Annotated in this window: 17 protein-coding genes; all 17 read left to right on the top strand. The window is 65.7% G+C overall.

All coding sequences use genetic code 11. The features are described from left to right. The first annotated feature begins 15 nt into the window (after positions 1–15). The 17 genes from ACPEH2_RS05050 (at position 16) to ACPEH2_RS05130 (ending at position 17,372) form a co-directional block, all read left to right on the top strand. On the top strand, positions 16–948 hold the full coding sequence (locus tag ACPEH2_RS05050; RefSeq protein WP_311860450.1) for a carbohydrate ABC transporter permease: 933 nt from the start codon (positions 16–18) through the stop codon (positions 946–948). A 37-nt stretch (positions 949–985) separates the two neighbouring features. Beyond that, on the top strand, positions 986–2,737 hold the full coding sequence (locus ACPEH2_RS05055; protein ID WP_311860448.1) for an ABC transporter substrate-binding protein: 1,752 nt from the start codon (positions 986–988) through the stop codon (positions 2,735–2,737). A 237-nt stretch (positions 2,738–2,974) separates the two neighbouring features. Continuing rightward, complete coding sequence (locus ACPEH2_RS05060; RefSeq protein WP_217529620.1) at positions 2,975–3,256, top strand: metal-sensitive transcriptional regulator; 282 nt, start codon at positions 2,975–2,977, stop codon at positions 3,254–3,256. Between the two features lie 29 nt (positions 3,257–3,285). Beyond that, complete coding sequence (locus ACPEH2_RS05065; protein WP_366213675.1) at positions 3,286–3,615, top strand: heavy-metal-associated domain-containing protein; 330 nt, start codon at positions 3,286–3,288, stop codon at positions 3,613–3,615. After that, the gene (locus tag ACPEH2_RS05070; RefSeq protein ID WP_366213676.1) at positions 3,612–5,885 is read left to right on the top strand and encodes a heavy metal translocating P-type ATPase; all 2,274 of its coding nucleotides are present in this window, start codon (positions 3,612–3,614) and stop codon (positions 5,883–5,885) included. The genes ACPEH2_RS05065 and ACPEH2_RS05070 overlap by 4 nt, the downstream gene beginning before the upstream one ends. Positions 5,886–5,925: 40 nt before the next feature. Then, a complete protein-coding gene (locus ACPEH2_RS05075; protein WP_423718458.1) occupies positions 5,926–8,115 on the top strand; it encodes a heavy metal translocating P-type ATPase in 2,190 nt (729 codons plus the stop codon). Positions 8,116–8,167: 52 nt separating this feature from the next. Then, the gene (locus tag ACPEH2_RS05080) at positions 8,168–8,602 is read left to right on the top strand and encodes a DUF6153 family protein (protein WP_423718354.1); all 435 of its coding nucleotides are present in this window, start codon (positions 8,168–8,170) and stop codon (positions 8,600–8,602) included. 92 nt (positions 8,603–8,694) lie between these two features. Beyond that, positions 8,695–9,300 (top strand): DUF305 domain-containing protein, encoded by a 606-nt coding sequence (locus ACPEH2_RS05085; protein WP_423718355.1) that lies wholly within the window; start codon positions 8,695–8,697, stop codon positions 9,298–9,300. 464 nt (positions 9,301–9,764) lie between these two features. Continuing rightward, positions 9,765–10,262 carry a hypothetical protein gene (locus ACPEH2_RS05090; protein ID WP_423718356.1) on the top strand — a complete coding sequence of 166 codons (498 nt, stop codon included), beginning with the start codon at positions 9,765–9,767 and terminating at the stop codon, positions 10,260–10,262. Beyond that, positions 10,259–11,683, top strand: coding sequence for a M23 family metallopeptidase (locus tag ACPEH2_RS05095; RefSeq protein ID WP_423718357.1), 1,425 nt, complete (start codon positions 10,259–10,261; stop codon positions 11,681–11,683). The genes ACPEH2_RS05090 and ACPEH2_RS05095 overlap by 4 nt, the downstream gene beginning before the upstream one ends. A gap of 478 nt (positions 11,684–12,161) precedes the next feature. After that, positions 12,162–12,524 (top strand): Cd(II)/Pb(II)-sensing metalloregulatory transcriptional regulator CmtR, encoded by a 363-nt coding sequence (gene cmtR, locus ACPEH2_RS05100; protein ID WP_217529602.1) that lies wholly within the window; start codon positions 12,162–12,164, stop codon positions 12,522–12,524. Positions 12,525–12,601: 77 nt separating this feature from the next. Next, positions 12,602–14,617: a heavy metal translocating P-type ATPase gene (locus ACPEH2_RS05105; protein ID WP_423718459.1), complete on the top strand. Its 2,016-nt coding sequence runs from the start codon at positions 12,602–12,604 to the stop codon at positions 14,615–14,617. Positions 14,618–14,627: 10 nt separating this feature from the next. Further along, complete coding sequence (locus ACPEH2_RS05110) at positions 14,628–15,047, top strand: hypothetical protein (RefSeq protein WP_217529600.1); 420 nt, start codon at positions 14,628–14,630, stop codon at positions 15,045–15,047. A gap of 206 nt (positions 15,048–15,253) precedes the next feature. Further along, positions 15,254–16,165, top strand: a complete 912-nt coding sequence (locus ACPEH2_RS05115) for a cation diffusion facilitator family transporter (RefSeq protein WP_217529597.1) — start codon at positions 15,254–15,256, stop codon at positions 16,163–16,165. Continuing rightward, positions 16,158–16,514 (top strand): hypothetical protein, encoded by a 357-nt coding sequence (locus ACPEH2_RS05120; RefSeq protein ID WP_359920151.1) that lies wholly within the window; start codon positions 16,158–16,160, stop codon positions 16,512–16,514. Before ACPEH2_RS05115 ends, ACPEH2_RS05120 begins: the two co-directional genes overlap by 8 nt. Continuing rightward, a complete protein-coding gene (locus ACPEH2_RS05125) occupies positions 16,504–17,040 on the top strand; it encodes a signal peptidase II (protein WP_359920154.1) in 537 nt (178 codons plus the stop codon). Before ACPEH2_RS05120 ends, ACPEH2_RS05125 begins: the two co-directional genes overlap by 11 nt. Continuing rightward, entirely contained in the window at positions 17,037–17,372 is a 336-nt protein-coding gene (locus tag ACPEH2_RS05130) for a DUF6804 family protein (protein WP_359920157.1), read from the top strand. The genes ACPEH2_RS05125 and ACPEH2_RS05130 overlap by 4 nt, the downstream gene beginning before the upstream one ends. The last annotated feature ends 1 nt before the right edge of the window (position 17,373 follow it).

A 17,373-nucleotide genomic window follows, 5' to 3' on the forward strand; every position in this document is an offset into this window, starting at 1 on the left:
CAGGAGCGCACCGTCATGGTCACCACGACTCCCACCCGCCGCGAGATCCGACGGGGCACCGACATGTCGGGCCGCTTCGTCTTCGCGATCGTCAACTACGGCGTCTTCCTCGCGCTCGCCTTCGTCTGCGCATACCCGTTCTACTACCTGATCATCAACTCGATCAGCTCGAACGACCTCGCCGCTCTCGGACAGATCCGGTGGCTGCCCAGCGGCATCCACTTCTCCAACTACGAGCAGGTGTTCCAGCTCGGCGGGCTCACGCAGGCCGCGATCGTCTCGGTCGGTCGAACCGTCATCGGCACCGTCGCGGCGGTGCTCGCCTCGGCGTTCCTCGGCTTCATGTTCACGCAGACCCGCATGTGGGGCCGCAAGTTCTGGTACCGCTTCGTCATCATCACGATGTACTTCAGCGCCGGCCTCATCCCGGTGTTCATCATCGTCCGCAACCTCGGACTGACGAACAACTTCTGGGTCTACGTCCTGCCGTTCGTCGTGCAGCCGTTCTTCATCATCCTCGTGAAGACCTACGTCGAGGCGATGCCGAGCGAACTGCAGGAGGCGGCCGAGATGGACGGGGCGAACATCCTGCAGATCTTCTTCCGGATCTACCTGCCCAACATGACGCCGATCCTCGCGACCGTGGCGATCTTCTCGGCGGTGGCGCAGTGGAACAGCTTCCAGGACACCCTCATCTACATCACTGACCAGAGCCTCTACACCCTGCAGTACCTGCTCTACATGTTCATCAACCAGGCGAACAGCCTGGCCCTGGCCATGCAGAACGGCGGCAACCTCACCTCGATCGTCGACGCGGCCACGAGCCAGACCCCGACGTCGATCCGGATGACGATCTCGGTGATCGTCATCCTGCCGATCATCTTCGTCTACCCGCTGTTCCAGCGCTTCTTCGTCAAGGGCATCATGCTCGGCGCGGTCAAGGGCTGAATCGACCGATCCCGGTCGCACCACCGAGAGGAAAGCAATGAAGCTATCACGCAAGGCCATCGGCGCCGTCGCCGCTCTGGCGACGGTCGGGCTGCTGAGCGCCTGCACCGGCCCCGCCGCGAATCAGGAACGCGAGGCCATCTCCGAGTTCCCCGACAAATGGGACAAGCCGATCACGATCGACGTATTTGACGGGCTCGCCAACTACATGGGCATGCAGGAGGGCTGGTTCGGCAAGCTCGTCGAGGACAAGTTCAACATGAAGCTCAACATCATCGCCCCGAACGTCGCGGGCGGCGGTGACACGCTCTTCAACACCCGCGTGACGGCGGGTGACCTCGGCGACCTGATCATCACCGACAAGGGCCAGCGCCTCGAGGAGCTCGCCGAGGGCGGTCTGCTGCTGGACTCCGAGAGCTTCTACCCGGCGATGAAGAACGTCGGCCGCTTCGACGCCGCCGTCGACCGCATCAACGAGGACCTGGGTGCCACGTACGCCTTCCCCTCGCAGGTGTCCTCGCTCAAGCCGACCGAGCCCTCCGAGGGGCTCGACCCGACCTTCGGCCCCTACCTGCGCTGGGACCTCTACAAAGAGGTCGGCTACCCCGAGATCGGCACGCTCGAGGACCTCCTGCCGGTGCTCAAGAAGATGCAGGATGCCGAGCCCACCGCCCCGAACGGACAGAAGACCTACGCGGTCTCGCTGTTCAAGGACTGGGACGGCAACATGCTGAACAACGCCAAGCAGCCCACCACGTACTACGGCTTCGACGAGGTCGGCTTCGCCCTCGCGAAGGGCGACGGCTCGGAGTACCAGGGCATCCTCGACGACGACGGCCAGTACGTCCGTGCGCTGCGCTTCTTCTATGAGGCGAACCAGCTCGGCATCCTCGACCCCGACTCGACGACCCAGAACTACGACACCCTGTGGACGAAGTATCAGAACGGGCAGGTCCTGTACTCGTTCTGGCCCTGGCTCGGTCAGGCGGCCTACAACACGGACGCCAACGTCAACGAGGGCCGCGGCTTCATGATGGCGCCGATGGACGACATGAACATCTTCTCGTACGGGGCTGAGGCGTACGGCGGCAAGCAGGTGTTCGCGATCGGCTCGAAGGCCGAGGACCCCGAGCGCATCGCCGCGTTCATCGACTGGCTGTTCTCGCCCGAGGGTGCGCTGGCCAACAACAGCCAGACGCAGGGCGCCGCGGGACCGCAGGGCCTCACGTGGGAGATCAACGCCGACGGTGAGCCCGAGCTCAACGAGCTGGGTCACAAGGTGTTCTTCGAAGGTGATGCCGAGGTCCCGGCCGAGTGGGGCGGCGGCAGCTACATCGACGGCGCGTCGCAGCTGAACATCAGCGCGGTCCTGCCGATCGACACCGACCCGAACACCGGCTTCCCGTACAGCTACAAGCTGTGGCCGACGTATCAGGCCGAGACGAGCAACCCGGTCACGGACGACTGGTCGGCCAAGATGGGCGCGACGACGACGATGGACTACCTGCGCGAGAACGACCAGCTGTTGGTCGGGCCCGGCGCGAGCTACACCCCGGAGGCCGACTCGTCCGAGATCGAGACGCTGCGCAACCAGGCCAAGGCGGCGATCGTGCAGACCTCGTGGCAGATGGTGTTCGCCGAGAACGACGCGCAGTTCGACTCGCTGTTCGCCTCGCTGCAGGAGACGGCCACGGGCCTCGGTTACGACAAGGTCCTCGAGGTCGACATGAGCCGGGCTGAAGAGCAGGATGCCGCGCGCAAGGCCGTCGCGGCGGAGTTCGGCGGCTGAGCTCAGCCACCGCAGTGACGAAGGGCCCCGTCGGATGATCCGGCGGGGCTTTTCGTCTGGCGAATCTAGACCTCTCCCGAGGGCACGATCTCATTGAGCGCCGATACTCGGCCTTATGTCACGACAGATCTGAGTCGGATACTCGAACGAGGCTGTTGCTCAGTGCCTTTCAGGCATGGCCACGGGAATTTTGTGACCGAGTTGCCCCATATACGGTAGGGGGGTACTGTATACGTGATGAACGGGTACACGACACACAAGGACGATCTGCTGAAGCGGCTGCGCCGCGCGGAGGGTCAGGTTCGTGGAATCGCGCGGATGGTCGAGGAGGACAAGTACTGCATCGACGTCCTCACGCAGGTCTCCGCGGCCACGAAGGCCCTTGAGTCGGTCGCTCTGTCGCTGTTGGCCGACCACCTGTCGCATTGCGTTGCTGAGGCCAGCGCCGAGGGTGGCGCGGTTGCGGAAGAAAAAGTCCGCGAAGCCAACGAGGCGATCGCCCGTCTGGTCCGTTCCTAACCCACCAACCCACCTCTGAGGAGACGATGATGAACACCGAGAACCGCAACGATCTGGGCTTGAAAGACACCGGGGCTGGCTGTGCCTGCTGCGCGACCGCATCGGTTCCCGAGAGCGCGGATGCGGTGACGGCCGCGGTGACGTCTGACGTGCTGGTGACGGGGATGACCTGCTCACACTGCGTGTCGAGCGTCACGGAGGAGTTGTCCGCGATCGACGGGGTGGAGGGTGTGTCGGTGGACCTGAATGCGGGCGGCACGTCGCGGGTGACGATCCGCAGCTCGACGCCGATCCCTGCCGCTGCTGTGGAGGCGGCGGTGGAGGAGGCTGGCTACGCCGTGGCCGGCAGCACGTCATGAGCGCAGTCGATGTCGAACTCGACATCACCGGGATGACCTGCGCGTCATGTGCGACCCGGATCGAGCGAAAGCTCAACAAGCTGCCGGGTGTGGAAGCGACCGTCAACTACGCCACCGAGAAGGCTCGCGTGCGCGGTGCGGACGTCGACTCGGCCACACTGATCGCCGCAGTCGAATCCGCCGGCTACCAAGCTGCGATTCCGGCGCCGCCGGTTGCCGAGACCTCGGATGAACCGGGTGCGCCAGTGGACCGTGATCTGGTGTCGCTGCGGCACCGGCTGCTTATCAGCACTGCTCTGTCGGTGCCCGTTGCGGTGCTGTCGATGATTCCGGTGCTGCAGTTCGAATACTGGCAGTGGCTCGCGCTCACCCTCACCGCCCCGGTGGCGGTGTGGGGCGCGTGGCCGTTCCACCGTGCTGCGGCGGTCAACGCCCGTCACGGTGCCGCCACGATGGATACGCTCATTAGCGTCGGGGTGATCGCCGCGTTCGGTTGGTCGTTGTATGCCCTGTTTTTCGGTGGCGCCGGCATGGCGGGCATGACGATGACGTTCACGCTCATCGGCACCCCGCAGGCGGGCGGGCATGAGATCTACCTCGAGGTCGCCGCGTTGGTGACGGTGTTCATCTTGGCCGGCCGGTACGCCGAGGCTCGCGCCCGCAAGTCATCGTCCGAAGCGCTGCGCGCTTTGCTCGAGCTGGGAGCGAAAGACGCCGTCAAGCTCGTTGACGGTGTGGAACAGCGAGTCCCGGTCAGCCAGCTGATTGTGGGGGATGTCGTTCTGGTCCGGCCTGGGGAGAAGATCCCCTCCGATGGGCTCGTCGTCGACGGGTCCTCGGCGATCGATGCGAGCATGCTCACGGGCGAATCCGCCCCGGTTGAGGTCGGTGTGGGTTCCCGTGTGGTGGGTGCGACGGTCAACGTCGGTGGCCGGCTCACGGTGGAGATCACCCGCGTGGGCGCAGACACCGAACTGTCGCGGATGCGGCGGTTGATGGAGGAGGCGCAGACCGGCAAAGCCCGGGTGCAGCGCCTCGCCGACCGGGTGTCCGGGATCTTTGTCCCCATCGTGATCGTGCTGGCTATCGCCGCGTTCGCGGGCTGGCTGCTGGGCGGCGGGTCCGTGGAGTTGGCGTTCACCGCCGCGGTCGCGACGCTCATCATCGCGTGCCCGTGCGCGCTCGGCCTGGCCACACCGACCGCATTGTTAGTAGGCACCGGTCGGGGCTCTCAGATGGGGATCCTGATTCGGGGACCGCAGGTGCTGGAGCAGACCCGCAAGGTCGACACGATCGTGCTGGATAAGACCGGCACCGTCACCACCGGCACCATGGCCGTGACCGCCGTGCACCCCGCTCCCGGGATCACTCGGGAGGAGCTGCTGGCCGCGGCTGCGGCGGTGGAGTCCGGGTCGGAGCATCCTGTCGCCCGCGCGATCGTCGCTGAAAGCGTCACTGTCACGCCGGCGGAGACGTTCGACTCTCACGCCGGGTTTGGGGTGCAGGGCATCGTCGCAGGCTCTCTCGTCGTCGCCGGCCGTCCGTCCTGGCTGCAGGAGCAGTGGGGCATCCGCCCCGCCACGCAACTACAACACGACGCAGACGCGCTGCAAACCGCGGGAGCAACCGTCGTCGCCATCGGCCGTGACGGGACACACCTGGGGATCGTCGCGGTCGCCGACACAGTCAAACCCACCAGCGCGGAGGCGATCGCCCGGTTCCGGGCGTTGGGTATGACACCGGTGCTGCTCACCGGCGACAACGATGGTGCTGCTCGGGAGATTGCTCGACAGGTCGGCATCGAACAGGTGCACGCCGGCGTCACCCCCGCTGGGAAGCTCGACGTGGTCCGCCAGCTACAAAGCGACGGGCGTGTGGTGGCGATGGTTGGTGACGGTGTCAACGACGCCGCCGCTCTCGCTGCCGCCGACCTCGGCCTCGCGATGGGTGGCGGCACGGATGCCGCGATCGCTGCGAGCGACATCACTGTTGTCTCCGGTGACCTGTTGGTGGTCGCTGACGCGATCAGGCTGGCACGCCGCACCCTGGGCACCATCAAAGGCAACCTGTTCTGGGCGTTCGCGTACAACGTCGCCGCGATCCCGGTCGCGATGGCCGGGTTGCTTAACCCGCTAGTCGCCGCGGCCGCGATGGCATTGTCTTCGGTGTTCGTTGTCACCAACAGTCTGCGCCTGCGCGGGTTCCGCACCCTCCCGGCAAGCTCGAGGCCCGCTACCTCCGAACCGGCCCGCGTTTCCGTTCGGGCCTGACCTGCATCTGTCCGATGCGAACAGTGGAAGGACGCTCAACATGAGCCAGCACGACCACCACGCACATCACCACCCCACGGCGAGCGGCGAGGGCGGGGATGACACCGCGCAGGGACTGCGCGAAACCGCTGTTGAGCCTGACGCGGTCGATGACGCGCACGCCCACCACGCATCAACGCACGACAGCACCCACGCGGGACACGGCGGCGCGGACGCGGGGATGCGGCACGGTGGCCATGGTGGTCACGCCGGGCACGGCGCAGACCATGTCGCACGGTTCCGTCGATTGTTCTGGATCAACCTGATCCTCGCTGTTCCGGTGGTGGCCTTCTCGGGCATGTTCTCGATGTTGCTCGGCTACCCGCTGCCCGACACAGCCTGGGTGGGGTGGATCTCCCCGGTTCTCGGCACCGTCATGTACGTGTGGGGTGGTTCCCCGTTCCTGACCGGCGCGGTCAGCGAACTGCGTGCCCGTAAACCCGGCATGATGCTGCTGATCGGGCTGGCGATCACCGTCGCGTTCATCGCGTCGTGGGGGGCGAGTCTCGGGCTGCTGGATCACGAACTGGACTTCTGGTGGGAGCTGGCGCTGCTGATCGTCATCATGCTCCTCGGGCACTGGATCGAAATGCGGTCGCTCGCACAGACCACCTCCGCACTGGACTCCCTCGCCGCACTCCTTCCCGACGAGGCGGAAAAGGTCGACGGGGACACCACCGTCACCGTCGCGCCCGCGGACCTGCAGGTCGGCGACGTTGTCGTGGTTCGCCCTGGCGGACGGGTTCCGGCTGACGGTCGGGTGGTGCAGGGCTCGGCGAGCATGGACGAGTCGATGATCACCGGCGAATCCAAGCCTGTACGCCGCGGCGACGGGGACGCGGTCGTGGCCGGAACCGTCGCCACTGACTCCGGCATCCGTGTTGAGATCAGCGCCGTCGGAGAGGACACTGCTCTCGCCGGCATCCAACGCCTGGTCACCGAGGCCCAGAACTCCTCCTCGAAAGCACAACGCCTCGCCGACCGTGCCGCCGGATGGCTGTTCTGGTTCGCGCTGATCGCAGCGGCAATCACCGCCGTTGTGTGGACCATCGTCGGGTTGCCTGATGATGCGGTGATCCGCACCATCACGGTGCTGGTCATCGCCTGCCCGCACGCTCTGGGCTTGGCAATCCCACTGGTGGTGTCCATCGCCACCGAGCGCGCCGCCCGCGGCGGGGTGCTGATCAAGGATCGTCTGGCGCTGGAGAGCATGCGCACCGTCGACACCGTGTTGTTCGACAAGACTGGCACCCTCACCAAGGGCACCCCCGCCGTCACCGCAGTCGAACCTGCTGGCGGCATCGACCCTGACACGCTGCTCGCCCTGGCCGCCGCGGCCGAGACGGACTCGGAGCACCCACTGGCCCGCGCCATCGTGAACGCCGCGAAAGCCCAGCAGCTCAGCGTGCCCGCGGCAGCGGATTTCACTTCGTCCCCAGCGGTGGGAGTCAGCGCACGGGTCGACGAGACGCAGGTGAAGGTCGGTGGCCCGTACCTGCTCGAGCAAGAAGGCGGCAGCGAGCTGCCCATCGCGGATCAGTGGCGAGAGGAAGGTGCGATCATTCTCCACGTCCTCATCGACGGGCAGGTGGCCGGGGCGCTCCGGTTGGCTGATGAGATCCGGCCGGAGTCCCGCGCGGCCGTGGCCGCGCTGCACGAGCGGAACGTGCAGGTCGTCATGATCACCGGTGACGCGGAAGCGGTCGCAGCCTCGGTCGCGACCGAGCTCGGCATCGACCGGTACTTCGCGGGCGTCCGACCCGAAGACAAAGCCTCGAAGGTGAAGGGGCTGCAGGGCGAGGGCCGCAAGGTCGCGATGGTCGGTGACGGCGTCAACGACGCGCCCGCTCTCGCGCAAGCGGACGTTGGTATCGCGATCGGTGCCGGCACGGATGTCGCAATTGCCTCCGCCGGAGTGATCCTCGCCAGCGACGACCCCCGCTCTGTGCTGTCGGTGATCGAACTGTCTCGCGCGAGCTACCGGAAGATGAAGCAGAACCTATGGTGGGCGGCCGGCTACAACCTCCTCTCCGTCCCCCTCGCGGCCGGCATCCTCGCCCCGGTCGGGTTCGTGTTACCCATGTCGGTCGGGGCGATCCTGATGTCCTTGTCAACGATCGTGGTGGCCCTCAACGCGCAGCTGCTGCGCCGGCTGGATCTGTCGCCTGACGCGGTCGCCGGACGCGGCTGATCCCTACATTCACGTCGTACCCTAGGACCGCGGGAGGTGGAACGTGTCGCTGATGAACATCGCTGACAGCGTGGACCGTTCGCGTGCGCGCGCCCGCACCCGCACACTGCTCACCCTCCTCGCCGTCACGACCGCCGTGATCGTCGGTCTGTTGGCGATGCACTCGCTCGGCTCTGGACAGGGCCACGACGCCGCACCCATGTCCCATGCTGCCTCGATGGGCGAGACCCACGCGGCAACGGCCAGCACCAGCGAGGGCGCCACAGCGGCGACGGGGTGCATGGACTGTGGCGGAGGGAATGCGGACATGCTGGTCATGGCCTGCATACTGGCGATCCTCGCTCTGGTGATGCTGCTCGCTCCCCGCAGCGCAGCGCTGCTGCGCGTCGTCCGTGACCGGGCACCGACCGTCGCCCTCTTGGCACCGGGTCGTCGCCCTACTCTCGCGACCCCGTCATTATCTGTCCTCTGCGTTAGCCGTACGTGAACGGCGGGGGAGTAGGTACCCGGTACCTGCTTCGCCTCCGCCTTTTCGCCAGCTCGCCGCTGGCTTCACGTATCGATGCTTGGAGACCCCAGATGAAAATTCGTACAGCGGCCACGGTCGCGCTCACCCTCGCCACAGCTCTCACCCTCGCCGGTTGCGCGGGCGGTGGCAACTCGACGTCTATGCCCGGGATGGATCACGGCGGAAGCTCCTCGTCAGCTCCCGCCGAGGCTGCGAATTTCAACGACGCGGACGTGATGTTCGCGCAGATGATGATCCCGCACCACACGCAGGCTGTGGAGATGTCGGACATGCTCCTCGGGAAGGACGGTGTCGATGAGCGTGTCACCGCGTTGGCCGAAGAGATCAAAGCCGCCCAGCAACCCGAAATCGATCAGCTTGAACAGTGGCTGGATCAGTGGGGCGCGGACTCGTCCATGGACGGCATGGGCGACATGGACCACGGTGGCGGGATGATGACCGAGGACGACATGCAGGCGCTTGAAGGTGCCAGCGGAGACGACGCGTCCCGGCTGTTCCTGGAACAGATGACTGTCCACCATGAGGGCGCGATAGACATGGCGCAGGACGAGATCGACAACGGTCAAAACCCCGACGCGATCCAGATGGCGCAGAACATCGTCGACACCCAGACGGCGGAGATCGCGGAGATGGAGAACATCCTCGCGGCACTCTGACCCATAAGGTGTGGGGCGCGGTCGCGCCCCACACCGCGGTCAGTGGCCTGCAGGTCCGACATGGAACACCGCTTCTTCCTCGGCGCACCCATGCGCCCACGCACCCCCGCTCATTCGCCACCCGCCGCGCACTTCCCGCGCTCGGCGTCTTCGCCGCCGCAGTCCTAGTAGTCACCGGCTGCGCATCGAACCCAGGGCAATCCTCTGGGGCGGAGACACCTCTCACACATGTGCACGGGATCGTCGCCGACCCCGCCGGTGAGGGATTCCTTATCGGCACACACGCGGGCATCTACCCCACCACCGCAGACGGCGACACCGGTGCCCGGATCGGTCCAGGGTTTGATGCGATGGGGCTTACCGCCGCCGGGGACGCTCTTCTCGCCTCCGGGCACCCTGGCCCCGACACCCCCGCGGAACTTGGCACCCCTCACCTGGGCATCATCCGAAGCATGGATCGGGCCATGACCTGGTCTCCCGTGGTCTTCTCAGGCGAGAAGGACTTCCACGTGCTCGCCGGCACCACCTGGAACGTGGTCTATGGCATCGCCACCGACAACCCCGAACTGCTCACCAGCACCGACGGGGGAGTCACCTGGCAACCCACCGGATCAACGATCCCCGCCCGCAACGTTGTCGTCGACGCCGCCGAACGGCTCATCGCGTCCACCCCAGACGGGCTGCAAGTGAGCACCGACGCGGGAGCCACCTTCACCGGTTGGACGGACGCTCCCACCATCGCGCTGCTGAACACCTCACCCGACCACCAGCGCATCGTTGGTGTCGACACAGCCGGCACCGTCTGGGTCACTGGCGCCGGCGAGTCGGAATGGGTCGAAGCCGGCGCTACCAGCCTGAGCGTGCAGGCAGTCGCGATCACCAACGCGGGAGAGGTATTGACCGTCGACCAGACGGGGATATCTCCTCCCGTCCCACCGGCGTCGACAGGCTCCGAGCAATGAACAGCCCCGACCAGACCCCACCCGCCCGCATCGATGACGTCGATTGCGGCTGCGGCCCGACCCCGGCTGAGGCACGCCGGCTGGGGTCCAGTGTCAGCCGGCGCAGCCTGGTGGGTGCTGCTGCACTGGGAATAGTTCTCAGCGCGACGGGTCTGGGACTAGCGGCACCCGCGTTCGCGGCGAAATACCCCACGTGGGACGACGTCGAGAAAGCGCGCCGCAACCAAGCCAGCAAGAATGCGGAGATCGGCCGCATCGAAACACTGATCCGCTCTCTCACGAACGACGTCGACACCAAACAGGCCGAAGCCGACCGCCTCGGGCAGGAGTACGTGCTCGCTCAAGAGGCATATGAAGACGCAGTCGAACGCGCCGACGCTGTGCAGGCTGAGGCCGATGCCGAAACTGCGCGCGCAGCAGAAGCAGCGGCGAAGCTGGGGGCACTGGCCGCGGAGCAGTACCGCACCGGGCGAAGCGACCTGACCTTGGAACTGTTCTTCTCCGACACCGCAGCCGACGCGGACGAGCTTCTGGGCCGCTTGGGGGCGATCGACAAGATCGCTGACGCCAACCGAGCCCGATACGCGGACGCTGCCGGTGCCCGCGACAACGCCCGGAACCTGAGCAATCAGGCCGTCGTCGCTCGCGATGAGCGCGATCGCCGCAAGGGCGAAGCGGAACAGAAGATGCGAACCGCGCAAGCAGCCGCGCAAGCGGCGCTCGACGCGCAAACCGAGCACCGGCTCACCCTGGAAGCCCAACTCGACGCACTCCGCGATACGACAGCATCGACACTCGCCGGCTACCAGGCAGGTGTTGAAGCCGAACGCAAACGCCGAGAAGAAGCCCGTCGTAAAGCACGGGAAGCAGCCGCGCGGCAGGCCAGAGAGGAAGAACAACGACGTCGCGAGGAGGAACGGCGGCGACGAGTAACAGGCGGTAAACCCAGCGGGGCCTCCGGCGCGAGCGGCAACACGGGCGGAAGCGGTGGCCAGGTCCAATCGTCGGGATGGGTGCGACCAGCTCACGGCTGGATCAGCTCAGGATTCGGGACCCGAGGGACGATCTGCCGCAACGGGTACTGCACGAATCGCGGGCACCGCGGGACAGACTTTGCGAGCAGTTGCGGATCCCCCATTTACGCCGCCGCGGCCGGCACCGTCATCTTCGCCGGCTACAGCGGCGCTTGGGGCAACTACATCAAGGTGCAGCACCGCGACGGCACCATCACCGGGTACGCCCACATCATCGACGGTGGCTACAACGTCCGTTACGGCCAAGCCGTCCGCGCAGGCCAAGTCATCGCCTTCATCGGTAGCACCGGCGCCTCAACCGGATGCCACCTCCATTTCGAGGTCTACCTCAGCGGCGTCCGCGTCGACCCCGTCCCGTTCCTCCGTGCCCGCGGGATCGCCGTATGACCCCCCGTATTCAACAGCTGATTCGGATGCGCCCCCTCGACGGGCGACTCACCGTCGCGGAGCGAGCGTCTTACGTCGAATCGTTCCTCGCCTGCGCGGCGACGAAGAAGAACGCTGACGACATCGCGTGCGCACGCATCGCCGTCCTCCTCGGCCGGGAAATCAGTTTGGACAGCAAGATCATGCGTGTGGCGCTGGAGGACGCTCAGCGGTCCTGTCGACGATGTCAGCATGCATGCACCAGATTGCTCGCCCTCTTCTAGTCGGTTCGCGCGAAGATTCGAGAAAGAGCGGATCAGTCCATGCGCATCCGTCCCGGGGCATGCCGCTGGTGCGCGCGCATCGAGCTCCCTCACACGAACGACAAGGCTCCTTCGACCCCTTCTCAACTACACCGACAATCGCTCTTATGTCGGCCCGGCACCCCACCACCTGCTCAGGTTCGTAAACAGGTCATCATCCGGTGTATAGTCACCGCATGCTGACTCGTGCCTCGCGGGTGGACGTAATGAACCGACTCGGCCGCGCAATGGCGGACCCAACTCGTTCCCGCATCTTGTTGTCCCTCTTGGAAGGTCCCGGTTATCCGGCTGAGCTGGCCCGCGAATTGGGTCTGTCTCGGACGAACGTGTCGAATCATCTTGCGTGTCTGCGTGGGTGCGGGCTGGTGGTTGCGTCTCCTGAGGGGAGGCGGACGCGGTACGAGGTCGCCGACCCGCATCTGGCATTCGGGCTGCGACAGCTACTGAAAGCCGTCGTTGCGGTGGATGAAGGTGTCGCGTGTGTGGACGACGGATGTGAGTGCTGCTCCACCAGTACGACGCTGGAGGTAGGACGGTGAGCGAGGAGTGCTGCGGGCAGGCGGAGCGGCCGAAGCAGATCCGCCGGATTACGCTGGCAAACCCGCAGAGGGAGAGCGTGGACGACTTGTGCTGCGCTCCAGCGCAAGCAGCCCTAAGGCCTGAACCTCACGCCGACGCAGACGCGTGCTGCGGCGCCGATGAGCGGGCCGTCGGGGGGGAGGAGCCTGGGGGCCGTCCGGTGTGGTGGCGGGATGCCGGGTTGCTTCCTTCGGTCGTGGCGGGTGTGCTCTTGCTTGCGGGGTACGTCTCAGAGTGGTCAGGGGCAGAACTTCCGGCAGTGGTGCTGCTGTGGGCATCGCTTCTTGTGGGGGCATCAACGTTCGTTCCTGGCGCGGCGCGTCGGCTGATGCACGGTCGTCTGGGCGTGGGGCTGCTGATGACGATCGCTGCTGTTGGCGCTGTCGCCCTTGGACATGTCGGCGAAGCTGCGACGCTGGCGTTCTTGTTCTCTTTGGCCGAGGCGCTCGAGGACCGGGCGATGGATCGGGCGAAGGAGGGACTGCGGGCCCTGTTGTCTTTGATCCCCGACACCGTGCGGGTATCGCGCTTGTCCGGCGTCGAGACCATCTCAGCCTCAGACGTGCGCCAACTCGATGTGCTCATCGTCCGCGCGGGTGAACGTGTTGGGACCGATGGTGTGGTCATCGAGGGCAGATCGAGCCTGGACACGTCCGCGGTCACCGGGGAGTCGATTCCGGTAGAAGTTGGTCCAGGCGCCGTTGTCACGGCTGGGTCGATCAATGGGGCAGCCACTCTCCGGATCGAGGCCACTGCGGACGGTCATGACAACTCGCTCACTCAAATCGTTGGCTTAGTGGAGCAGGCTCATACCCGGAAGGGAGAGCGGGCTCGCCTCGCCGATCGGATTGCTCGGCCTCTTGTCCCCGCGGTTCTGCTCGCCGCGACGTTGGTGGCCTTGTTCGGGCTGCTCATTGGTGACCCGTGGACATGGGTAGAGCGGGCATTGGTCGTCCTCGTCGCAGCGTCACCGTGCGCGCTCGCGATTGCAGTCCCGGTAACGATAATCAGCGCGATCGGATCGGCATCGAAGTTCGGTGTCGTGATCAAGTCCGGGGAGGCGTTCGAGCAGCTCGGCACAATCCGTACCATCGCCTTCGATAAGACAGGCACCCTCACCCGGAACGAACCCACCGTTGTCGACGTGCACCCTGCACCCGGGTACTCGCGCGAGGACGTCCTGGCCTGGGCGGCCGCGGTCGAGAGCTCTAGCACCCACCCCCTCGCCGCGGCCATCTCGTCCGCGTCATCGGCCGCCGCGCCGGCTACCGACGTCGTCGAGTACGCCGGGCTAGGGATCACCGGCCTCGTCGGTGGGCGGCGTGTTCGCGTTGGCAACGTCCGGTGGCTCAACCTCGGCGACTGGGTGCTCTCTGCCGATGACATGGCCGCGCAGGGCATGACGGTCGTTGTTGTAGAAACCGACGGCGTTGTTGCAGGTCTCATCGGGGTTCGCGACGAGCTGCGCCCCGAGTCGGCAGAAACTATTCGACTTCTCCATGAGCAAGGCATTTCCACGGTCATGCTCACGGGGGACAACGCCCGTACCGCTGCTGCTCTCGCCCGCGACGCCGGAATTACCGACATTCGGGCAGAGCAACTCCCAGCCGATAAGGCTGCCGCGATCAGCGAACTGATCGCCTCCCGGCCGACCGCGATGGTAGGCGATGGCATTAACGATGCACCGGGCCTTGCAACTGCCACAGTGGGCATCGCGATGGGAGTGAAGGGATCGGCGGCGGCCGTGGAATCCGCCGACATCGCCTTCTCCGGCCACGACCTCCGCCTGATTCCCGGCGCTCTGGCCCATGCCCGGCGCGGCCATCGCATCATGACCACCAACATTGGCCTCGCACTCGCGGTCATCATCGTGCTGTTCCCGCTCGCCCTATCCGGCCTGCTCGGGCTGGCCGGCGTCGTCCTAGTGCACGAGATCGCGGAGGTCGTCATCATCCTGAACGGTGTCCGCGCCGCCCGCAGGGCAAGTCCCCGCCTGGCGAGTGCACCGACACCGCCTCGGGTGACAGCTGATGATATTTCCCGGTTGGTATAGTTTTCCCGCCATGGTTGAGATGCCGCTGACGCACGCGACATCAGTTACCAGCACCGCCCGACCGATAACGAAACTCATTTCGATCGGAATTGCGGCCCTTCTGCTGGTGGCCGGCATTCTGACGGTGTCCCATATGGATGATGTCGCGGTCGCGCCGGTGACCGTGGCGAGCAGTGCCGCTTTGCCCTCTTCGGAAGCGACCGCATCTTCCACAACCACGTCCGACGACATCGTCGCCGCGGCGGTGGGGGTTTGCGTTTTCGGCGTGGTTTGCTCCCTGATCGCGTTCGCGTGGCTGCGTCGAGCTTTCGTACTGCTTGGACGGCGTCGACTCATTGCTGTGACCAGACGTGTACGGGGGGCGCTCAGGCCACGCCGCACACGCGTTCCAAGGCCGACGACCGTCCTCCTCTGCATCGCCCGGGTTTGAGCCCAGTCTCCATCACCTGATCGGCCGGCGCTCAGCCTCCATAACCCGATCAGCCGGTACCTGCCTAGTCGCCACAGCTTCTGATGCTGCCCGCGAAGTCACCGCAGCTTGCCGTGTGCAACCACTCACCGTGCTCGCTGACGCCGCCGAGGGCGGTGAGTGACGCACGGCCACCAATCATTCATCCCCGTGAGAGGAACGAACGCATGGGATCAGCTCACAGCCACGGAACGGGCGAGGGAACCCCGAGAAAGCGCCTGCTGATCGCTTTCGCAATCACGACCTCGGTCTTTGTGGTTGAGGTCGTGGGCTCAGTGATTACTGGCAGCTTGGCCCTGCTCATCGACGCAGCACACATGCTCACCGATGTGATCGGGTTGGGCCTCGCGGTCACCGCCGCCCACCTGATGAATCGTGCTCCGACTGACCGCCACACGTGGGGGCTCCGTCGCGCCGAGGTACTGGGCGCTCTGACTCAGGCAGCCTTGCTGTTGGGGGTTGGGTTGTTCGCTCTCGTCGAGGGGATTCGGCGCCTGTTTGAACCTCCTGAGATCTCCTCCGGCGCGCTCCTCTTCTTCGGCGTCGTCGGCCTGGTCGCGAATATCGCTTCATTGCTCGTGCTGCTGAGTGGCCGCAAGCAGAACCTCAACATGCGCGCCGCGTTCTTGGAGGTTCTCAATGACGCGTTGGGGTCAGTCGGCGTGATCGCCAGCGCGATCGCGATCACGGCATTCGGGTGGTATCAGGCTGACGCGGTCGCAGGAATTCTGATCGCGTTGCTCATCATTCCTCGCACGTTGCTCTTGCTCCGCACTGCGGGGAGCGTGCTGCTTGAGTCCACCCCGCCGGGCCTGGACCTCCAGGACGTGCGTCGGCACCTGCTCGAGCTACCCCATGTCATCGCCGTCCACGACCTTCATGCGTCGCAGGTGTCGACAGACTTGCCGACCCTGACCGCGCATGTGGTGGTGGATGACGGGCTCAACGGGGAGGAATCCGCGCAGTTGCTGCGGTCACTGCAGGTGTGTGTAAGTGACCACTTCCCGATCAGCATCGAGCACTCCACCTTCCAGATCGAACCCCAATCCCACTTCGGGGAGCACCGCGCCCATGCGTAATGCACACTGCCAGTGGTTCACCGCCACGATGCTCGCCATGATCGTCGCCGGATCGGCGATCCTCGCACCAGCTGCCGTAGCCGACTCCCGCGAGCTCACCACAGTCCCCTCGGGCCCCACCTCGACGAGCACCCCGGAGCCAACACCCAGCCCGTCACTCCCGTCCGCGCCCGCTGAAGATGTACACAACGAACCCAGTTCAACCAGCCAAGCCCTGCCGGTGGTGGGACTTGTCGGTGGGATCGCACTCATCGGCGGCTGTTTGATCGTCGTGGTCATGATGGGCCGGGAACGGCGCCGCCGCGATCTCGCCGAGCTGCAAACTGGGGAGGGATCCGATGAGCGCTAACCGGCTGCGCCGCGTCGCTCTCGCAGTCATCACCGCCGGGCTCACCGTCCTCATTGACCAAGGCACCAAAGCCAACGCATTGAGCGGGTTGAGCCCTAGCGAGCGCATCCCCCTGATTGGGGATCTCCTCGGTTTGCAGCTGGCTTTCAACGCAGGAGCGTTTCTCTCCTGGGGTTCGAACATGACCTGGGTGCTCACCACGCTCGGCGTGGTCGCGACCGCGCTTCTCGGTATTGCCGCGTGGCGCTCGCGAACGCCGGGGTGGGCCGTCGGAATGGGGCTCGTCCTCGGCGGTGCGATCGGGAACCTCATTGACAGGCTCTTCTTCTACCCCGCGTTCGGTCGCGGCTACGTCATCGACTTCTTGGCGTATGGGAACCTCTTCATCGGAAATCTTGCTGATGTCGCACTCGGTGTCGGTGGAGGCGTTTTGCTTCTCACCCTTTGGCGGCAACGTCGGCACCGCCGGGCGACGGCAAAACACGACGACTCCCACGCACGGGTGCCGGATGAGCGTGCGCTATGACCAAGAAGCAGCGCACCCCCTCCACCTACCAGCGCAACGCTCTGGCGCCGGCACTCATCGCAGCGGCGGTGTTGTTCCTGGCCCCCACCCTGCTCGAGAGCGACTGGTTTACGGTCGTGCGGTTCGTGGTCGCCATCCTCGCGGCGATCGCCGCGTGGTTCGCTTTCCAGGCCCGACAGTGGTGGTGGATCCCAGTGCTCGCGACGATCGTCGTGCTCTGGAATCCCATCTTCCCGTTCCCCTTCTCAGGGCCCGTGTGGTCGGCGGCGCAACCGGTCGCCGCGGTTGCGTTCCTCATTGCCGGTTCACTCATCAAGGTGCGTCGACCGTGAG

This window comes from Microbacterium sp. NPDC064942, from assembly GCF_049545525.1.
Classification (GTDB): Bacteria; Actinomycetota; Actinomycetes; order Actinomycetales; family Microbacteriaceae; genus Microbacterium; species Microbacterium gawkjiense.

What these genes read in the sequence shown, in the direction of transcription:
- ACPEH2_RS05055 (WP_311860448.1), top strand. Translation starts at nt 986, where the DNA reads ATGAAGCTATCACGCAAGGCCATCGGCGCCGTCGCCGCTCTGGCGACG.
- ACPEH2_RS05070 (WP_366213676.1), top strand. Translation starts at nt 3,612, where the DNA reads ATGAGCGCAGTCGATGTCGAACTCGACATCACCGGGATGACCTGCGCG.
- ACPEH2_RS05130 (WP_359920157.1), top strand. Translation starts at nt 17,037, where the DNA reads ATGACCAAGAAGCAGCGCACCCCCTCCACCTACCAGCGCAACGCTCTG.
- ACPEH2_RS05060 (WP_217529620.1), top strand. Translation starts at nt 2,975, where the DNA reads ATGAACGGGTACACGACACACAAGGACGATCTGCTGAAGCGGCTGCGC.
- cmtR (WP_217529602.1), top strand. Translation starts at nt 12,162, where the DNA reads ATGCTGACTCGTGCCTCGCGGGTGGACGTAATGAACCGACTCGGCCGC.
- ACPEH2_RS05050 (WP_311860450.1), top strand. Translation starts at nt 16, where the DNA reads ATGGTCACCACGACTCCCACCCGCCGCGAGATCCGACGGGGCACCGAC.
- ACPEH2_RS05110 (WP_217529600.1), top strand. Translation starts at nt 14,628, where the DNA reads ATGGTTGAGATGCCGCTGACGCACGCGACATCAGTTACCAGCACCGCC.
- ACPEH2_RS05080 (WP_423718354.1), top strand. Translation starts at nt 8,168, where the DNA reads ATGAACATCGCTGACAGCGTGGACCGTTCGCGTGCGCGCGCCCGCACC.
- ACPEH2_RS05115 (WP_217529597.1), top strand. Translation starts at nt 15,254, where the DNA reads ATGGGATCAGCTCACAGCCACGGAACGGGCGAGGGAACCCCGAGAAAG.
- ACPEH2_RS05095 (WP_423718357.1), top strand. Translation starts at nt 10,259, where the DNA reads ATGAACAGCCCCGACCAGACCCCACCCGCCCGCATCGATGACGTCGAT.
- ACPEH2_RS05085 (WP_423718355.1), top strand. Translation starts at nt 8,695, where the DNA reads ATGAAAATTCGTACAGCGGCCACGGTCGCGCTCACCCTCGCCACAGCT.
- ACPEH2_RS05125 (WP_359920154.1), top strand. Translation starts at nt 16,504, where the DNA reads ATGAGCGCTAACCGGCTGCGCCGCGTCGCTCTCGCAGTCATCACCGCC.
- ACPEH2_RS05090 (WP_423718356.1), top strand. Translation starts at nt 9,765, where the DNA reads ATGACCTGGTCTCCCGTGGTCTTCTCAGGCGAGAAGGACTTCCACGTG.
- ACPEH2_RS05120 (WP_359920151.1), top strand. Translation starts at nt 16,158, where the DNA reads ATGCGTAATGCACACTGCCAGTGGTTCACCGCCACGATGCTCGCCATG.
- ACPEH2_RS05065 (WP_366213675.1), top strand. Translation starts at nt 3,286, where the DNA reads ATGAACACCGAGAACCGCAACGATCTGGGCTTGAAAGACACCGGGGCT.
- ACPEH2_RS05075 (WP_423718458.1), top strand. Translation starts at nt 5,926, where the DNA reads ATGAGCCAGCACGACCACCACGCACATCACCACCCCACGGCGAGCGGC.